The sequence below is a fragment of the Pontibacter sp. CAU 1760 genome (assembly GCF_054482735.1).
The window spans coordinates 501,426-519,496 of the sequence record NZ_JBTLRL010000001.1 but is presented as its reverse complement, the minus strand read 5'-3'; the positions used below and the strand labels follow the sequence as shown (position 1 = coordinate 519,496).

Annotated in this window: 15 protein-coding genes; 7 read left to right on the top strand and 8 right to left on the bottom strand. The window is 50.9% G+C overall.

Features of this window, described 5'->3' with window-relative positions; genetic code table 11:
• Positions 1-80: 80 nt before the first annotated feature.
• A complete protein-coding gene (gene purD, locus ACXYMU_RS02335; protein ID WP_458984732.1) occupies positions 81-1,370 on the bottom strand; it encodes a phosphoribosylamine--glycine ligase in 1,290 nt (429 codons plus the stop codon).
• Between the two features lie 154 nt (positions 1,371-1,524).
• Positions 1,525-3,705, bottom strand: a complete 2,181-nt coding sequence (gene recQ, locus ACXYMU_RS02330; RefSeq protein ID WP_458984731.1) for a DNA helicase RecQ — start codon at positions 3,703-3,705, stop codon at positions 1,525-1,527.
• Positions 3,706-3,774: 69 nt separating this feature from the next.
• On the opposite strand from recQ, the gene ACXYMU_RS02325 reads away from it, so the two are divergent.
• Entirely contained in the window at positions 3,775-4,746 is a 972-nt protein-coding gene (locus ACXYMU_RS02325) for a KpsF/GutQ family sugar-phosphate isomerase (protein WP_458984730.1), read from the top strand.
• 8 nt (positions 4,747-4,754) lie between these two features.
• Positions 4,755-5,831 carry a mannose-1-phosphate guanylyltransferase gene (locus tag ACXYMU_RS02320; protein ID WP_458984729.1) on the top strand — a complete coding sequence of 359 codons (1,077 nt, stop codon included), beginning with the start codon at positions 4,755-4,757 and terminating at the stop codon, positions 5,829-5,831.
• Positions 5,832-5,951: 120 nt separating this feature from the next.
• Here ACXYMU_RS02320 and rlmB read toward each other — a convergent pair whose 3' ends face one another.
• The 5 genes from rlmB to ACXYMU_RS02295 all read right to left on the bottom strand — a co-directional run bounded on the left by rlmB (position 5,952) and on the right by ACXYMU_RS02295 (position 12,846).
• Complete coding sequence (rlmB, locus tag ACXYMU_RS02315; RefSeq protein ID WP_458984728.1) at positions 5,952-6,764, bottom strand: 23S rRNA (guanosine(2251)-2'-O)-methyltransferase RlmB; 813 nt, start codon at positions 6,762-6,764, stop codon at positions 5,952-5,954.
• Complete coding sequence (locus ACXYMU_RS02310) at positions 6,737-7,987, bottom strand: GWxTD domain-containing protein (protein ID WP_458984727.1); 1,251 nt, start codon at positions 7,985-7,987, stop codon at positions 6,737-6,739. The genes rlmB and ACXYMU_RS02310 overlap by 28 nt, the downstream gene beginning before the upstream one ends.
• 85 nt (positions 7,988-8,072) lie before the next feature.
• Complete coding sequence (locus ACXYMU_RS02305) at positions 8,073-11,027, bottom strand: glycosyltransferase family 117 protein (protein WP_458984726.1); 2,955 nt, start codon at positions 11,025-11,027, stop codon at positions 8,073-8,075.
• A 125-nt stretch (positions 11,028-11,152) separates the two neighbouring features.
• Entirely contained in the window at positions 11,153-11,743 is a 591-nt protein-coding gene (locus ACXYMU_RS02300) for a T9SS type A sorting domain-containing protein (RefSeq protein ID WP_458984725.1), read from the bottom strand.
• Positions 11,744-12,096: 353 nt separating this feature from the next.
• Entirely contained in the window at positions 12,097-12,846 is a 750-nt protein-coding gene (locus ACXYMU_RS02295) for a biotin--[acetyl-CoA-carboxylase] ligase (protein ID WP_458984724.1), read from the bottom strand.
• A gap of 51 nt (positions 12,847-12,897) precedes the next feature.
• Here ACXYMU_RS02295 and rsfS point away from each other — a divergent pair, with 51 nt between their 5' ends.
• The 5 genes from rsfS (at position 12,898) to ACXYMU_RS02270 (ending at position 17,712) form a co-directional block, all read left to right on the top strand.
• Complete coding sequence (gene rsfS / locus ACXYMU_RS02290) at positions 12,898-13,272, top strand: ribosome silencing factor (protein WP_458984723.1); 375 nt, start codon at positions 12,898-12,900, stop codon at positions 13,270-13,272.
• A gap of 68 nt (positions 13,273-13,340) precedes the next feature.
• Positions 13,341-15,473 (top strand): ATP-dependent zinc metalloprotease FtsH, encoded by a 2,133-nt coding sequence (gene ftsH / locus ACXYMU_RS02285; protein WP_458984722.1) that lies wholly within the window; start codon positions 13,341-13,343, stop codon positions 15,471-15,473.
• Between the two features lie 11 nt (positions 15,474-15,484).
• Entirely contained in the window at positions 15,485-16,138 is a 654-nt protein-coding gene (locus tag ACXYMU_RS02280) for a LutC/YkgG family protein (protein ID WP_458984721.1), read from the top strand.
• On the top strand, positions 16,122-16,892 hold the full coding sequence (locus ACXYMU_RS02275; protein ID WP_458984720.1) for a UDP-2,3-diacylglucosamine diphosphatase: 771 nt from the start codon (positions 16,122-16,124) through the stop codon (positions 16,890-16,892). The genes ACXYMU_RS02280 and ACXYMU_RS02275 overlap by 17 nt, the downstream gene beginning before the upstream one ends.
• Positions 16,882-17,712, top strand: coding sequence for a hypothetical protein (locus tag ACXYMU_RS02270; RefSeq protein WP_458984719.1), 831 nt, complete (start codon positions 16,882-16,884; stop codon positions 17,710-17,712). The genes ACXYMU_RS02275 and ACXYMU_RS02270 overlap by 11 nt, the downstream gene beginning before the upstream one ends.
• A gap of 2 nt (positions 17,713-17,714) precedes the next feature.
• On the opposite strand, the gene ACXYMU_RS02265 is transcribed toward ACXYMU_RS02270, so the two are convergent.
• A complete protein-coding gene (locus ACXYMU_RS02265; RefSeq protein ID WP_458984718.1) occupies positions 17,715-18,044 on the bottom strand; it encodes a DMT family transporter in 330 nt (109 codons plus the stop codon).
• Between the last annotated feature and the right edge of the window lie 27 nt (positions 18,045-18,071).

Genomic DNA, 18,071 nt, shown 5'->3' with positions numbered 1-18,071 from the left:
CTTCGTAATTAGCTGAAAAAAGGCGAAGGCCGGTGAGATTCACCGGCCTTCGCCTTTTTTATACCTGCCTTCTCTTATTCTTAGGCAAGCGTGTTCTTCAGGTCAAACCCAATGTCGTGGCGATAGTAACGGTCTTGCCAGGTGATGGCCGTTGCGGCGGCATTGGCCTTTGCAAGCGCCTCATCCATGGTGTCGCCCAAGGCCGTTACGGCGATTACGCGTCCACCGTCGTTCACCAGTTTCCCGTTTAGCATTTTGGTACCGGCATGGAAAACCAGCACATCCGACGGCACGTTCTCAAGGCCGGTGATCTCCTTGCCTTTCTCATACCCCTCCGGGTACCCACCCGACACCAGGAAAACCGTAGTGGCGGTGCGCGGGTCAATCTCCAGCTGGAATTCACCTAGTTTATGATCGTGCAAGGCACGGAAAAGCTCAAACAGGTCGGACTTGATGCGCGGCAGGATTGCCTCGGTCTCAGGGTCGCCCAAACGCACGTTATACTCAATCACGTAAGGGTCGCCGTTCACGTTCATCAACCCGATAAACAAGAACCCGGTGTAGTCCATCTCGTCCTGCTGCATCCCACGCAGGGTTGGCTCGATCACACGCTCCTTCACTTTCTGCATGAACACATCGTCCACAAAAGGAACCGGGGAAATGGCGCCCATTCCGCCCGTGTTCAGTCCTGAGTCACCTTCGCCGATGCGCTTGTAGTCTTTCGCCTCCGGCAACAGCACGTAGTCTTTTCCGTCCGTCAGGATGAAAACAGACACTTCTATCCCCTGCAGGTACTCTTCAATCACTACTTTGCTGCTGGCATTGCCGAAACGCTTGTTGCGCAGCATATCCTCCAGCGCATCGAAAGCCTCATCGTAGTTCTGCGCAATGATCACGCCTTTGCCTGCGGCTAAACCATCGGCCTTTAGCACAGCCGGATAGCTGTGGTTGCGCAGGTAGGCTGTGGCCTGGGCAAAAGTATCTTCAGTAAAGGTCTGGTAAGCAGCTGTTGGGATGTTATAGCGCTTGAAGAAGTCTTTGCAATAGTCCTTGCTGCCCTCCAGCATAGCGCCTGCCTTTTTAGGGCCTACCACCAAAATGTGCTTTAGGTACTCCGAGCTTTGGAAGTAGTCATGTATACCCTCTACCAAAGAGTTTTCAGGCCCCACCACAATCATCATGATGTTAAAGTCGGTGGCAAACTTTGCCAGTTCGTCAAAGTTGTGAATGTCCACGGCGGCTGTGGTGCCGTATTGAGCGGTGCCAGCATTGCCGGGCGCCACAAAAACTTTTTCGCAATACTCGCTTTGGCTCAGTTTCCAGGCAATTGCGTGCTCCCGGCCTCCGGCTCCTATAATCAGTACGTTCATTCGATGGTGAGTTTAATTTTAAAATGGCTGCATTGTCCGATTACTGATCTTACTGCGAAAACAGCACCTAGCCTCTGCATCTGGTAACATGATCAAAAAAAGGATCACGCTGAGCCGGCAAGTTAACAATTAAGCAAGTTAGCATTGCAACAATTTAATTCGCATACTCCGATAAGAACTTCACACGCATCAGGCGCAGGTCTTCTTCGGTATAATCGTCGGAGCCCAGCTCGTTCAGAGCCGCCGAAATATTATCGGTGCTGGCGTTCATAAAATAATCGTAAATCTCCTCCTGACGCTCCTGGTCCAGCACATTGTTGATGTAGTAGTTCAGGTTGAGCTTGGTGCCGGAATAGCAAATGTGCTCAATCTCCTCGATAAGTTCCTGCATGCTCAGGTCCTTGGCCGAGGCTATCTCCTCCAACTCTACTTTCTTATCAATTTGCTGGATGATGTAAATTTTGATTTTCGACTTGTTCACGGTGGTTTTCACCACCACGTCAGCAGCCGTCACGATATCGTTTTCCTCTACATACTTGCTGATCAGCTCCATGAAAGGCTTTCCGAACTTTTGCACCTTGCCCATACCCACACCGCCGATATGCGCCAGTTCATCGCGCGTGGTCGGGTATACGGTGGCCATCTCCTTCAGCGATGGGTCCTGAAACAGCACATAGGGCGGCAGGTTCTTCTCCTTTGCCAACTTCTTGCGCAGGCTTTTTAGCAGGTCAAACAGCACCTCGTCGTGGCCGGCAGAGGCCTGCGACTCTTCCTTCTCTTCGTCGGCTTTTACCTCCTGCTCATAATTGTGGTCTTTGGTCAGCTGCACCGAATGCGGATTCTGAATGAAGTCCGTGCCTTTTTTGGTGAGCTTCACCACACCGAAACTCTCAATGTCCTTCTCCAGGTATTCTGAGAGCAGCACCTGCCGTACCACAGACCCCCAGAACTGGGCATCGTTTTCTTTACCGGCAGCAAATACCTCCAGTTTGTCATGCTCGTAGCTGGTAACGTGCTGGTTGCGGAGGCCGGTCAGTACCGCTGTGATATGATCTATGCCAAAACGCTGCCCTGTCTGCTGCACCGCCTTAAGCGCCAGCTGCACCTCCTGCTGCGCCTCAAAACGCTCTTTCGGGTGCAGGCAGTTGTCGCAGAACCCACAGTCTTTCTCGTAGGCCTCACCGAAGTAATGCAATAGCTGCTTACGGCGGCACACGGCCGAGTCGGCATAGGATGCCATCTCCTGCAGCAACAGCTTAGAGTTATCGCGCTCTGTAACCGGCTTGTCTTTGTTGAATTTCTCCAGCTTCACGATGTCATCGTAGCTGTAGAACATGATGCAGTTTCCCTCCATTCCGTCGCGCCCGGCACGGCCGGTTTCCTGGTAGTACCCTTCAATGGATTTAGGGGTATCGTAATGGATCACGAAGCGCACGTCCGGCTTGTCGATGCCCATACCGAAAGCAATCGTAGCGACAATCACATCCGCATCTTCGTTCAGGAAGGCATCTTGGTTGGCCATACGTATCTGCGAATCGAGCCCGGCGTGGTATGGCAATGCCTTTACGTCGTTTACACGCAGCAGCTCTGCAATCTCCTCTACCTTCTTGCGGCTCAGGCAATACACAATGCCACTCTTGCCCTTGTGCTTCTTCACGTACTGAATCAGCTGCTTCTTGGTATGGTGCTTCGGACGAACCTCGTAGTATAGGTTGGTGCGGTTGAAAGACGATTTGAAGACCGAGGCGTCATCCATCTGCAGGTTGCGCTGTATGTCGAGCTGCACTTTCGGGGTAGCCGTTGCCGTGAGGGCGATGATCGGCAGGTTTCCGATCTGGTCGATGATACCCCGGATGCGGCGATACTCCGGCCTGAAATCGTGGCCCCATTCCGAGATACAGTGTGCCTCGTCTATGGCTACGAAAGACAGGTTGGAGTTCCGCAGGAATTCGATGTTATCCTCTTTGGTAAGTGACTCCGGCGCAACGTACAGCAGCTTTACCTCCCCTGCCAGTGTTTCGCGCTTCACCTTGTTTATCTCCGCCTTAGATAGCGTAGAGTTCAGGAAATGCGCGTTCACACCAAAGGCATTCAGCTGGTCTACCTGGTTTTTCATCAGGGCGATAAGTGGCGAAATAACGATGGCCGTACCTGGCAGCGAAAGCGCCGGTAATTGGTAGCACAACGATTTGCCCGCACCTGTCGGCATAATCACAAAGGTGTTTTTCCCGTTGATAATGTTATTGATTATCAACTCTTGGTTTCCCCTAAATTGATTATACCCAAAAACTTCTTTTAATTTGTTCTTGAGATTGATCTCTTGTTTTACTGACATGTAATCGTACTAAAATTTAAGCAGGTAGCAACGTACTTCCGAATAGAGTACACTTAATACAAATTTAATTTGAATCTCTCAAATAATATAACCCTTACCGCAAAAAAAGTCTTAGAGCTGGAAGCCGCTGCAATCGCCAAACTGGCAGATTTTATCGACGAAGACTTTGAGCAATGTGTCAAAACCATTTTAACTATCAAAGGAAGGGTGGTTGTGACGGGTATTGGCAAGAGTGCCAACATTGCTCAAAAGATCGTGGCAACCCTGAACTCTACGGGGACCCCGGCCCTGTTTATGCACGCCGCCGATGCCATACACGGCGACTTGGGTATGATTCAGCAGGACGACTTTGTAATCTGCATCTCAAAAAGCGGTAACACCCCTGAGATTAAAGTACTTGTACCGTTGCTAAAGCGCAAAGGTTCCAGGATGGCCGCCATGGTTTCGAGCACAGACTCTTACCTGGCGCAGGCAGCCGACTTTGTTTTGAACGCTTATGTAGAGCGTGAGGCTTGTCCGCACAACCTGGCCCCCACCACCAGCACCACCGCTGCCCTTGCCCTGGGCGATGCCCTGGCCGTGAGCCTGCTGGAGGCACGCGGCTTTAGCAGCACCGACTTTGCCACGTTGCACCCCGGGGGTTCGCTGGGCAAGCGCATGTACCTGAAAGTGGAGGATGTGTACATTCAGCACGAGTCTCCGCAGGTAAAAGCGCACGCAAAATTAAAAGAGATCATTATCGAGATTTCCTCGAAACGATTGGGCGCCACGGCCGTATTGACCGCAGACACAGAACGACTGGTAGGCATCATTACCGACGGTGATTTACGCCGCATGCTCAACAAATACGACAATTTTGAGCACATCACCGCGACGGATATCATGACGCCGTCGCCCCTGACCATTGAGGCCTCGGAGTACGCCGTGGAAGCACTGGCCCTGATGCAAAAAATGAGTATTACTCAGGTAATTGTTACAAATTCAGGTAAATTCGTGGGCTTTGTGCACCTGCACGATCTGCTGAAAGAAGGACTGATTTAAACTAAGATATGAGAAACGACACCTATGTAGTTATTATGGCGGGCGGCATCGGAAGCCGCTTTTGGCCCTTTAGCCGTACTAATTACCCGAAGCAGTTCCATGATGTGCTGGGCATTGGCGAAAGCATGCTGCAGATGACAATGAAGCGCTTCAAGGATATTTGCCCCACTGAGAACATCTTTGTCGTTACCAACAAGGACTACAAGGAACTGGTGCAAGATCAGTTACCCGAGCTGAGCGACAACCAGATTCTGCTTGAGCCTATTGGCCGCAACACGGCTCCCTGCATTGCCTATGCCTCTTATAAAATCGCGCAAATAAACCCGAACGCTAACCTGGTGGTGACTCCTGCCGACCATGTGGTGATGAAGCCCGAGGTGTTCACTTCTGTAATTAAAGAGGCCGTAGAGGCAGCCTCAAAAGACGATGTGCTGATCACGCTGGGCATCACGCCGAGCCGTCCGGACACAGGATATGGTTATATCCAGTATATAAATGAGGAAGACAAGCACATCAAGAAGGTGAAAACCTTCACAGAGAAGCCTAACCTGGAGTTGGCGCAGATGTTCTTGGAGAGCGGCGACTTTGTATGGAACTCCGGCATTTTTATCTGGAATGCGCAGAGCATCCTGAGCGCTTTCCGCCAGCAGTTGCCCGAAATTGCGGAGATATTCGAGGAAGGCACTACGGTACTGAACACACCGGAAGAGCAGAACTTCATTACAAGAGCCTACTCGCATTGCCGCAACGTGTCTATCGACTACGGCATCATGGAGAAAGTAGACAATGTGTTTGTGCTGCTGGCTGACATTGGCTGGTCTGACCTCGGCACCTGGAACTCACTTTATACCATTAACGAGAAGGACGAGAATGGCAACGTGGTGGATGGTGAAACGATCATGTATGACACCAAAGACTGCATCATCAAAACGCCTAAGGAAAGGCTAGTCGTGCTGCAGGGCCTTGAAGATTTTATCGTGGCAGAATATGATAATGTGCTAATGATTTGCCGCAAAGGCGAAGAACAGCGCGTAAAGGATTTCATGGCGGAAGCCAAGTCTAAAAAAGGCCCTGATTATATTTAGAGCTGCACGCAATACCGCGTAACACATACCAGTTAAAAACAAAGGGGCTGCAACATTGCAGCCCCTTTGTTTTTAACTTTTCACACAAGTACCAGTTCGCTGGCCTTGTCAAGTGCTGTGCTATTTTGCGTCCTGCAGGCGCTGCCGCATCGCTTCGAACAGGATGATGCCAGTGGCCACCGATACATTCAGGGAACCGATCTGCCCCATTAGTGGTATACGCACCCGTGCATCGGCACGCTTCAGGTATTCCGGCGAGATGCCATCTTCCTCGCTGCCCATGATGATGGCGGTAGGTCCTACCATGTCCACATCCGTATCTGTGAGATTGTCTTCTGTCTTTTCGGTACAGGCCACAATCTGGAAGCCCGAGTTTTTCAGGTATTCGATCGTCTCCTTTAAGTTTGGCTCACGACAAACCGGCACCAGGTGCAGCGCTCCCGCCGATGTTTTAACGGCATCCGCATTGATCTGCGCACCGCCACGACTTGGGATCACGATGGCATTTACCCCCATACACTCCGCGTTCCGGGCGATAGATCCGAAATTGCGCACATCCGTTACACGGTCCAGGATGAGCAACAGCGGGTTTTTGCCCTGCTCAAAAAGCGAAGTCACTATTTCTGAAAGCGGGACATAGGTAATAGGTGAGATAAGCGCTACGGCTCCCTGGTGGTTCTTACGGGTCAGGTTGTTGAGTTTTTCCAGTGGCACCGTAACCACGGGCACCTCAAACTGCTTTGCCAACTGGATAATCTCGTCAGTGGTCGGGTTCTTGGCGCCTCGCAACAAGAAAATCTTCTCCAGTTCTTTCCCGGCTGTCATGGCCTCTAAAATAGGACGCGTGCCGAAAATCATTTCGCTCTTGTCGTCTCTTGATGCTTTAGGGCCACCGAAGCGGTTACCTACGTATTTGTTTTGCCTGCTCTCCATTTTGCTACGGTGCTGTACCAGCTTTCCTCGTACTCGGGGCGCCGTATCAGCTCATAATGATTTTCGGTAAAGTTATTCCCTTTTTTGGTAAAAACGAATTTGAGGTTTGGCGCCCGCTCTGCGTTCTGGTATACCCACGTCACCTGATCGCCTACGCTGCTCACTCGGGTGGGCTTGCCGTAGATGATGTAAATCATGCCCCTGTCGGTGGCCCAGCCTGCTTTATGCGAGGAGAAAAGCGTATTGGCGTATTCCACACGGCTGTAAAATTCCTTGATCAGATCGCGGCCCTTACTCTTGTTTCCTGCCAACTCCAGCCAAAATTTATCGATCGCGGCTTTTTTATCACGGGCGGCATTCAGCTGCTCCCGCTCTTTAGAGGTAGTCAGGTAGACAAGCGGCTGCAGCATCTCCGTTGCGCGGGTTATCTGCGGGAAAGCCCCTGGCAACACCAACAAACCGCCTGCCGCTACAGCATCTGATTCAAGCCGGTAAAATCCTTCTTGGGCTAACGCCAATGTATCGCCTGCCTGCAGGGTATAAGTATTACTTGCCGAAAGCGTGCGTGGCCCTACTGCCGGGCGCATGGACATGGGTGGGGCGGCAGGCCTGAAATCAGCATCAAAGCGCTGTAGTTCCACTGGCCCTGCGGCTGTGTCGAAGTACTGAATAGCTAACTTATCGCTGGTAGTGGCGAAAGTTTGCATGAAAGGCTTGCCAGTGGTGGCGTTGCGCATTAAAAAGTTCTTTCGGAGCATTTGGCTGCGCAGCGGCACCCGGAATTTATTGCCCATTTTCTCCTGCCCTATCAATTGCTGCCACAGCCAAAAGTGCAACACGTTCGGTTCTTGCACCAGGCTGCGGGGCAGCACCACCTGCACCATGCGCTTGCCTTCCACATCGGTGATCTTCCGGTTAGGTAGTCTCACGGAATCGCTTAGCAAGGCACCCGCTGTTCCGTTTTCGCCTGTTAGCACTTTGTACTCATAGGACAGGGCCGTTTCCAGCAGATCCAACACCTGCCGCACATCCTCAAACTGCAGGATTAGGTATAGGCTGTCGTTCTGAGCATAGTGTCGCTGCAGCATTGTGATCTCTGGCTCTTCTGGCTTGGCTGGAGGAAGTGGAGGCGAAGACGTACGCGTGGTTGGTGCGCCGCCCCAGCAGCCCGTCAGAAACAGTGCTGGCAGTAGCAAGAGTATCAGGTTCTTCATTTTAGGCATGCTGTCATTGCTTTAAAAATGAAAAGGCCGGACAGTAGATCGCTGGCCGGCCTTTTGTAGTACTGCATCCGCAATGGTTTTGTTATTAGCGACGCATGCGCTGCAGGTACTGCATGAACTGCTGCTGCAGCTGCTCGGCACGTTCTTCCATACCCAGGTTTTCCGCGGCTCCTATCAGTTGCTGCAGGATCACCATATTGGTCTGTATCTCGGTATCGAATAAGGCGCCTTTTGCAAAATAGTAATCTAATGATTTCTGTGCATCAACCGCCATTTCGTTTAGCAATTGCTCTGCCTTTTCCGGTTCACCCAATGCATCATAAATCGGGATGAACTGCGGGGTATAGTAATCGTAGGGCACCGTGTTACCCGGCATCACGGCAAAGCAGTAGTCCACCACTTCCTTTGCTTTGGCAGTGTTGCCGTCCTCGAGGAAGGCCATTGCCAGGCGGGCAAACTTATCGCGCGCATTAGCCGAGAAGCGGTAGTAATTCTCATCGTAGAAGATGTCCGGGTTATCGAAATTTCGGAACTTGAACTTCTTCATCATGTTCTCATACATCATCTCCTTGTTCACATACCCCTGCTCATCTTTCTGCGCGGTTTTAACCGGGACAATGCGATAGGCAAGCCCCTCCAGTTGGAAGTGGTCCGACAGGCCCATAAAGTCGGCGCTGTTTACGGTGGTAGAGAAATAAATCGGGCGCACCCAATCATTGGTCGCCAGCAGATCCAGCATCACCAGGTGCTTCTTCTCCAGCAACGACTTGTTAATCGTCCAGGACATACGCCCCAGAATCTGGTCTTCTTTGTCCTCAGCCACGAAGCCCAGTTGCTCCACTTTCGCCTTGTCCACGTCCATGAAGAAGTTTTTGGTAGGCATCGTCAAAAGGGTCGTGCCCTGCCCGTACTGTACCTGCAAAGCCGGGTGGTTCTGCTTCACCAGGCTTATGTACTGATCCAGGTTTATACCTGCTGCCACCTGCGGACGCTCTACGTAAGGCAGGTAGTCGTTAGTGCCCTGACGGTAGTTCTCGTTCTCCAGCGTGAGCGGCCACGGATCTGATTTGTAAGAAGGGCGCTTCATCTGATCGATGTACCAGTCGGTGTTCAGGTAGCTGAGTACAGCCACGCGTACATCCGTGCGGTAACCCTCTACCTCCTGCACATACCACAGCGGGAAGGTATCGTTGTCCCCGTTGGTGAACAAGATAGCATTCGGAGCACAGGAGTCCAGCAGGTTCTTGGCAGAGTCTACGGACTGATAACGCTCAGACCGGTCGTGGTCGTCCCATCCCTCCGCTACCATGATACCCGGCACGGCCAGGCCAAGCAGTGTAGCAGCTATGCCTCTTGTCTGGGTGTTCTTTAGCACCCTGGCCAATAGTTCGGCCAGGCCCAGCACACCCAAACCTATCCAGATGCTAAAGGCATAGAAGGAACCGGCAAAGGTATAGTCACGCTCCCGAGGCTCCACCGGCGGCTGATTCAGGTAAAGCGCAATGGCAATACCTGTAAAGAAGAACAGCAGGCCAATCACAAACGCATCCCGCTCTTTCTTGCGCACCTGGTAGATCAGCCCGAGTATACCAATTAAGAGTGGCAGCAGGTAAAAGCAGTTACGGGCCTCGCTCTCCAGCACGCGTGCCGGCGCATTCGGATCGTCTTTGCCAAACCAGAGGACTCCGGCGTTCTGCACATCGCTCTCGCGGCCTGCAAAGTTCCACAGGAAGTAGCGCCAATACATAAAGCCCAGTTGATAGCGCATCAGGTAGCTAATGTTCTGCCCAAACGTAGGCGCCTGGCCTTCGCGCAGATCTACCCACTTCTTGTAAGCATCAATATGCTGTGGCTGATCGCTGTAAATGCGGGGCAGCAGCGTTTTATCTTTGCTATCGTAAATCGGCTCTATCTTCGGGGTAGTTGGCAAATAACGGTCTTTGCCCCGGATGTAGCGCGGAGCACCTTCTTCCTGTGCCACCGGCTGTGCATTGTACTGCGGCCCGTAAAGCAAAGGACGATCGCCGTACTGCTCCCGCTTCAGGTAAGCCACAAAGGTCAGGATGTCATCCGGGTCGTTCTCATCAATGGTTGGGTCGTAAGACGAGCGGATCGGGATCATCAGGTAAGAAGAATAGCCAATAAGCACAAACACCAAGCCCAGCAACGCCGTGTTCAGCACGCGGTTCTGATGCTTGATAGAGTAGCGTATCCCGAAGACGATGGCTGCAATCAGCAGTGTTACAAACACCAGTAACCCTGAGCCGAAAGGAAGCCCGAACGTGTTCACGAAGAACACCTCAAAGTTGCCCGCCAATGTTGGAAGCCCCGGTATAACGCCCCACAGGATGACCACTACAATCACGGCGCTGATGGCAAATGCCGCCACACCGCCCCAGAAGCTTGGCTTGTACAGTCGGAAGTAGTAGATAAAGCCTAAAGCTGGGATTGTTACAAGATTTAGTAAGTGCGCGCCGATGGACAGGCCTACCAAATATGCAATCAGGATCAGCCACTTATCGGAGTGCGCCTCCCCTACTTTCGCCTCCCAGCGCAGAATCGCCCAGAACACGATGGCCGTGAAGAACGAGGACATGGCATATACCTCTGCCTCCACAGCTGAGAACCACGCGGAGTCTGAGAAGGTATAAGCCAGGGCTCCTACGGCACCGCTTCCCATGATCAGGATCAGGTTGCCAGTAGTTGGCTCCGCACCTTCACTCACCAATATTCTGCGCGCTAAAATGGTGATGGTCCAGAAAAGGAACAGCACGGTAAAGGAGCTGCAAAGCGCCGACAGCAGGTTTACCCACCAGGCTACTTGGGTAGGGTCTGACGCGAACATGGAGAAGAGCCGGCCTACCAACAGGTAGAAGGGTGCACCGGGTGGGTGCGGCACTAGCAGTTTATATGAACAGGCTATAAATTCGCCGGCATCCCAAAAACTAGCCGTTGGCTCCAGGGTAAGAATATAAGCCAGTGTTGCGATAAAAAAGACAACCCAGCCCACGATGTTGTTTATCTTCCGATAATCCGTCATAACGATAATTGATTCAGCCCCGAAAATAATAAATAATGTAAAGCGGCTGTGGAATAATTAGATGTTTATAAAGAAAAAGCCGACCACTTGGTCGGCTTTCATATCATTTACAAGGAAACGCTGGCTTACTTCTGCAGCACAAGACGCTTCGTTTCAATTGTTTTATCGTTTGCCAGCAGGCTATAAAAATATATTCCGGAAGGATAGCTGCTTAGATCCAGTTCCACTTCCATTTTCTCGGCGGGGCCTAACTCGTGTACCCTGATCACGCGGCCAATGGTGTTGGAGATGCGGATTTTATAGGTGTTGTCGCCGGGCAGGTTCAGTGCCAGGCGCGTGATGCCACGCGATGGATTTGGGTAGGCGTTGATAGAAGGCACAGGTTTAATCTCACGGCCGGGGGCAATAGCTGCCAACGTTACACTGGCATACATCGCTTTTTCTGCTTTTGGCTCCACCACATGAAATACCTGGCTTACAGAAGAGGCATATATCTTAGAGCAGGTATGCTTTTCTGTATTTGCGATAAAGGCTGGTCGCGAATTATTGGCCGAAACCACTAAAGCTGAACCTGTCTTTTCGGCCATCAGCTTCCACAGAGTATTCCCTCCATTCGTAACGGGTGCCACCCCGTCGCTTACACCCGTCGCAGCATAGCTAAGCAAGTGCGAGGTGATGAGTGTTACTACTAAAAAAACTTTTGTAAAAATCTTCATACACAGTCTGTTTTTGTAAAAACCGCAGAATATGGCTATTACACTTCAAATATAATTAAAATAGCCACTTTATACTATCCTAATTAAAATTAATATAAGTGAGTCCTTGCCTACTTCAATTAACCTTTCCTTAGGGAATTAGCAGCTCCTGATTTATTAGTCAATTATCATGCCTCTTTAAGACCAAGCGCTCATTGTACCATCAAAAAGCTGAATTACCTGGCTTGGCTCTCAGAGGAGCACTAATTTGCAACTATTCGATGTTAAAACAAACATTTAGATCGCAAAAGATTCCCGCATTGGGTATATGTGCTTGGAATGCGTTTCTCTAGCCAGTTCAGTTTCTCCAAATGCTAGATGACATATTTTATCTCCTGGAAGTTAAAATACCGCAACTCCTTATCTACCTGGAGCGCTAGGCGGCCTGCCTGGTCCACTCCCACCATCTGCCCTGCCACATACTGCCCGGCCACCTCATACAAATGCACCTCCTGGTAACGGTACAGTGCCTGCAGGTACTCGTGCCGTATTTTGTCCTGCTGCCGGTTGCGCAGTTGCAGATAGCGTTTTTCCAGCAATTCCAGCAGCCTGACCGTTAATTTTTCCACCTCCTGCTCATGCCCTAATACTTGTTGCACCGATGTGGCCGTTGTATAGCCAAAGTGCTGTTGGTTCACGTTTAAACCAATGCCGACAATACTGTGTTGCAGGGTATGGCCACAAATGGTATTTTCTATCAGGATCCCGCCGAGTTTTTTGTTCTGGAAAAACAAATCGTTGGGCCACTTAACCTGCGCTTCTGTCAGGCCTTGCGCATGCAGCAGGTCGAGCACAGCAAGGGATACTGCCATGTTAAGGGAGAACTGCTCTCGGGCTGTTAAAAAAGTCGGAGACAAGACCACAGAGAGCGTTATGCTCTTGCCAGGCTCGGCCTCCCAGGTATTACCGCGCTGCCCACGGCCCTTGGTTTGGTGCGCCGTAACAACGGCACAGCCTTCTGTGGCTTCATTTTTGATAACAAGTTGTTGCGCCTCCGTGTTAGTAGATTCACAAACTTGCAGAAAATAAAGCTGCTGGCCTATAAACAGCGTATGAGGCACCATATTTTTACCGTATAATTTAGTACTTTTACAGATCAAATTTAAAGAGCACAAATGAAAGAAACCAAGGTTGAGGCTGCTTCAGACATATTGGCAGAGCTTGTGGTAAAGGGAATGCAAGAAAAGAAGGCTACTGATATTGTTGTGATAAACCTCAAGTCACTTAAAAACGCTGTATCCGATTATTTCGTAATAGCATCCGCAAACTCCGACACACAGATTGACGCCATTGCATCTTCCATCGAAGAGGAAGTGTTTAAATCCGTAAGGCAAAACCCGTGGCAAAGCGAGGGCCGCACCAACAACGAATGGGTGTTGTTGGACTATGTAGACGTCGTTGCGCATATTTTTCTAAAGGACAAACGTGAGTTCTATGCTTTGGAAGAGCTTTGGGGCGACGCCAAGATAGAGCGCATCGCGTCTGAATAACATACTTGGCCGCCTCTAAACATTTAGTGGCGGCCAGGGTTTCTCTTTTATCTGAATTTAAAACATCAATGGCAGAAAAAAACAATAAAGGCAACAACAAAAAGAAAAAGCCGATGATACCGAACACGCCTCCACGGCCTACTATGCAGCTGTGGATGTTAGCCGTACTCATTCTGCTCATTTTTGGGTTGTCCTATCTCAATAACAGTAACTCTTCCATAGAAACCACGCAGCAGGATTTCGAAGAAATGCTGCTGAGCGGAGACGTGAAGAAACTGACGATCGTGAACGGCAAGACCGTGGAAGTGACGCTGAAACAAGAGGCGCTTAATAATGACAAATACAAAAGCGAGCTGAATAACCGCGGTATGCTGTCGGTGGAGAACACAGGGCCGCAATACCATTTCCAGGTTATTTCCGCCGAGACTTTCAAAGAAGATCTTGAAAAGCTTCAGCAGGACATCCCTAAGGACCAGAAAGTTGGCTATACCCTCGAGAACCGCACGGGCTTCGCTGATTTCTTCCTGCAATGGGGCTTCCTGATTCTGCTGGTATTTGGTTTCTGGTTCCTGATGCGCCGGGTTACAACTGGTGGCGCTGGTGGCCAGATTTTCAACATCGGCAAATCCAAGGCAGCGCTTTTTGATGCTGAGAACAAAGTAAAAATAACGTTTCAGGACGTGGCTGGCCTTGAAGAGGCGAAGGAGGAGGTGCAGGAGATTGTTGAATTCCTCAAGCACCCTTCCAAGTTCACGGTATTGGGCGGCAAGATACCAAAAGGCGCTTTGCTGGTAGGCCCTCCGGGAACAGGTAAAACCCTCTTGGCGAAAGCCGTGGCAGGCGAGGCAGACGTTCCATTCTTCTCGCTTTCCGGTTCCGACTTCGTGGAGATGTTCGTGGGTGTGGGTGCTGCCCGTGTGCGCGACTTGTTTAAGCAAGCCAAAGCCAAAGCGCCTTGTATCATATTTATTGATGAGATTGACGCTATCGGACGTCACCGCAGCCGTGGTGCCACACCAGGCGGGAACGACGAGCGCGAAAACACTTTGAACTCTCTTTTAGTAGAGATGGACGGTTTCGCCACTGACTCCGGGGTGATAATCCTGGCAGCCACTAACCGGCCGGATACCCTGGACTCTGCATTGCTTCGCCCAGGCCGTTTCGACCGCCAAATTAGCATCGATAAGCCAGACATCAACGGACGTACTGAGATTTTTGATGTACACCTGAAGCCTTTAACGTTAGCAGATGATGTAGACGCAAGGAAACTGGCTGCACAGACTCCAGGATTTGCTGGGGCTGAGATTGCCAACGTGTGTAACGAGGCTGCGCTTATTGCCGCCCGCCGTAACAAAAAAGCAGTTGACCAGCAGGATTTTAACGATGCCGTGGACCGTGTAATTGGTGGTTTGGAGAAAAAGAACAAGATCATATCTCCGGAAGAGAAGAAAATTGTAGCCTACCACGAAGCTGGCCATGCCATTGCCGGTTGGTTCTTAGAGCATGCTGACCCATTGGTGAAGGTAAGTATTGTTCCACGTGGAGTGGCAGCCCTGGGTTATGCCCAATACTTGCCGAAAGAGCAGTTCCTGTATACTACTGAACAGCTGATTGACGAGATGTGTATGGCCTTAGGTGGCCGTGCCGCTGAGGAGCTCGTGTTTGGCAAGATCTCTACAGGTGCCCTAAGCGACCTGGAGCGCATCACCAAAATGGCTTACAGCATCGTGACGATGTATGGTATGAATGCGAAGATCGGTAACGTATCGTTCTACGATTCGAAGCAAAACTCTGACTATTCCTTCAACAAGCCATATTCTGAGGCAACTGCTGAGACGATTGACGAAGAGGTACGCAAAATCATTGATTCAGCTTACCAGCGCACCAAGCGGTTACTAACTGACAAAGGGCCTGAGCTGGAAGTCATTGCACAGGAGCTATTAGCGAAGGAAATTCTTTTCCAGAGCGATCTGGAGCGATTAGTCGGACCTCGCCCGTTTGAGGCTCTCACACAATACCAGGCACATACTGCCGGTACTGACCGTAGCAAGACCAAGAGCGAGGTAGAGCAAACCCAGCCACTTGAGCAAGGGTTAACGAAGCACCCTGAGCAGCAGGAAGGTCGCGTACCGGGCACACCGCTCGATGATGCCAACACACCCGCTGAGCAGGACAGTTCTGTAAATTCTAGAATAGCTTGAGCTGAACAAGCATGTACGAAGCAAAATCAAAAGAAATAGTTTTAAGAAGAGTAAGGGAGGCGCTGGCTAAGTCGGCGCCTTTTCTGCCTCCTACCCCGGATTTTACCTCTCCTTTGCACCCTGCTGTGGCCTTAGAGGATATGTCGGTTGTTTTTGCAGAGAATTACATCCGCAATAGCGGCGTTTTTGTGTACTGCGAAAGCCAGGAAGACTTCTTCGATCAGCTTTACATCTACAAGAAGGAGCAGAACCTGCAGCACCTGTATGTGTGGGAGCGCAACCTGCAAAATGCCTTGGCGCATGCCGGTATTGAGTTTAACGACGATGAAACAGAGTTCGTGCGCGACGCGGAAGCCAGCCTTACAACCTGCGAGTCGCTGATAACCCGTACGGGCAGCGTATTGGTCAGTTCCGCAAATGCCGGAGGCCGCAGGCTGAGCATCTACCCTCCTACCCACATGGTAGTGGCGCAGGCCAGCCAGCTGGTACCTGACATAAAAGATGCCCTGCAGCGCATCAAAGAAAAATATAAAGAGAACTTCCCTTCGATGGTATCGATGGTGAGTGGCCCTAGCCGCACCGCTGATATCGAGAAGACGCTGGTAATGGGTGCACATGGCCCGAAACAGCTTGTCCTGTTCCTAATAGATGACCTCCCGCATTAACGAACTCCCTCCAGGTAAAAAAGTATACTTCGCCTCTGATTTCCATCTGGGCGTACCAGACGAAGCAACCAGCAGAGCCCGCGAAAAAAAGATTGTTCGTTGGCTGGATACTATCCGGCACGATGCCGCCGCTATTCTGCTGGTAGGTGATATCTTCGACTTCTGGTTTGAGTACAAGTACGCCATCCCGAAAGGGTATGCGCGTCTGCAAGGCAAATTGGCCGAATTAACGGATGCAGGTATCCCCATCATGCTATTCACAGGGAACCACGACATGTGGATGTTTGACTATTTCCCTCAGGAGCTCAATATTCCCGTACTCCGCGATCCGATCTCCACTCAATTCGGTGGTAAAACCTTTTACATCGGGCATGGCGATGGTTTGGGCCCTGGCGACCATACCTATAAACTGCTGAAGCGCGTGTTTAACAACAAAGCCTGCCAGTGGCTTTTTGCGCGTGTGCACCCTAACCTCGGCATTGGCGTTGCGAACATATGGTCGCGCAGGAGCCGCATCAGCAACATCAAAAAAGACGAGGAGTTTCTGGGTGAAAGGGAGTGGCTGGTTCAGTACTGCCAGGAGGTAGAAGCAACCCAGCACCACGACTACTATGTGTTTGGGCATCGGCACTTGCCATTGGACTTACCCATTGGTGAGCACAGCCGGTACATAAACCTGGGAGAATGGGTCAATTTTTGCACCTACGCTGTATATGATGGGGAGAGTTTACAACTGCAGACCTTTGAAGGCTAAAACAATCAGCCTGCTGCTGGTACTGGTGATGCTGCTCGCACCGCTTTTCACTTATGCCCAATCTATAGCGAGCCCCAAACCGGTTTATAGCCATACCCTGTCAGTCAGTTCCCCAACCACTGTATCACAGGACCGTAATGGCGCTGTTTACGTGCTGGGGCCACAGCGCAATTTGCTGCGGCTGGATGCGCTGGGACAGCCGTTAGACACTTTCTCGCCCCCTACCCGAGGCCGCATCAGCACCATGGAGGCATGGAACCCAATGAAAGTGCTGCTCTTTTATGAAGACAGCCAGACCCTACTGTTGCTCGACCGTTTTCTGCGCCCTCTCAGCAGCACCGATCTGCGCGACATCAATTACGGCGGAATAGCCAAAGTCGCGGCCCTTTCTTCGGATGATGGGGTATGGCTGTTTGATGAGACAAACCTAACCTTAAGCAAACTAGACTTGCGACAGCGTAATGTTACGTTGGAAACGCCCCTTAACTTGATTCTGGATCGGGAACGCTTTGACGTGCTGCAGCTACGGGAGTACCAGAACCAGCTCTACCTGCTGGACTCTAACAATGGCCTGTATGTATTCGACAACCTGGGCAACTATAAGCAGCAAATTCCTCTGAGCGGCGTGCGCTACGTCGGCTTCCGCGACAACGAGCTCTATTACGTGCTGCAGGGGCAGCTGCACTTTCTTGATTTATACACCTCTGAGAAGCGTGCGATGCCACTGCCCGCAAACAAGGGCTATACCAATGCACTGGTAGGAAACGGGCTGCTTTACTTTTTCAGCAAGAACAAGGCAGACGTTTATACCTGGCAATAAGATCATTTCACCTCTGAGAAAACTTTCAGCCCAACTACTCCGGCCACAATCAGGAGTATGCACACAATGCGGATGAAATCGCGAGGCTCGTTCAGGAATGCGATGCCCAGAATGGCGGTACCGGCGGCTCCGATGCCCGTCCAGATACCATAGGCCGTGCCTAAGGGCAGCTGTTTCATCGCTTGCGACAATAGCACAAAGCTCAATATCATCACCACAACGGTTACAACACTAACCCCTACTTTTGTGAAGCCTTCACTGTATTTCAGGCCGAAGGCCCAGCCTATTTCACAAATCCCTGCCAATAGCAGGTATACCCACGCCATGTTCATGTTTCCCAGCCTTTGTTGAGGTGCAAA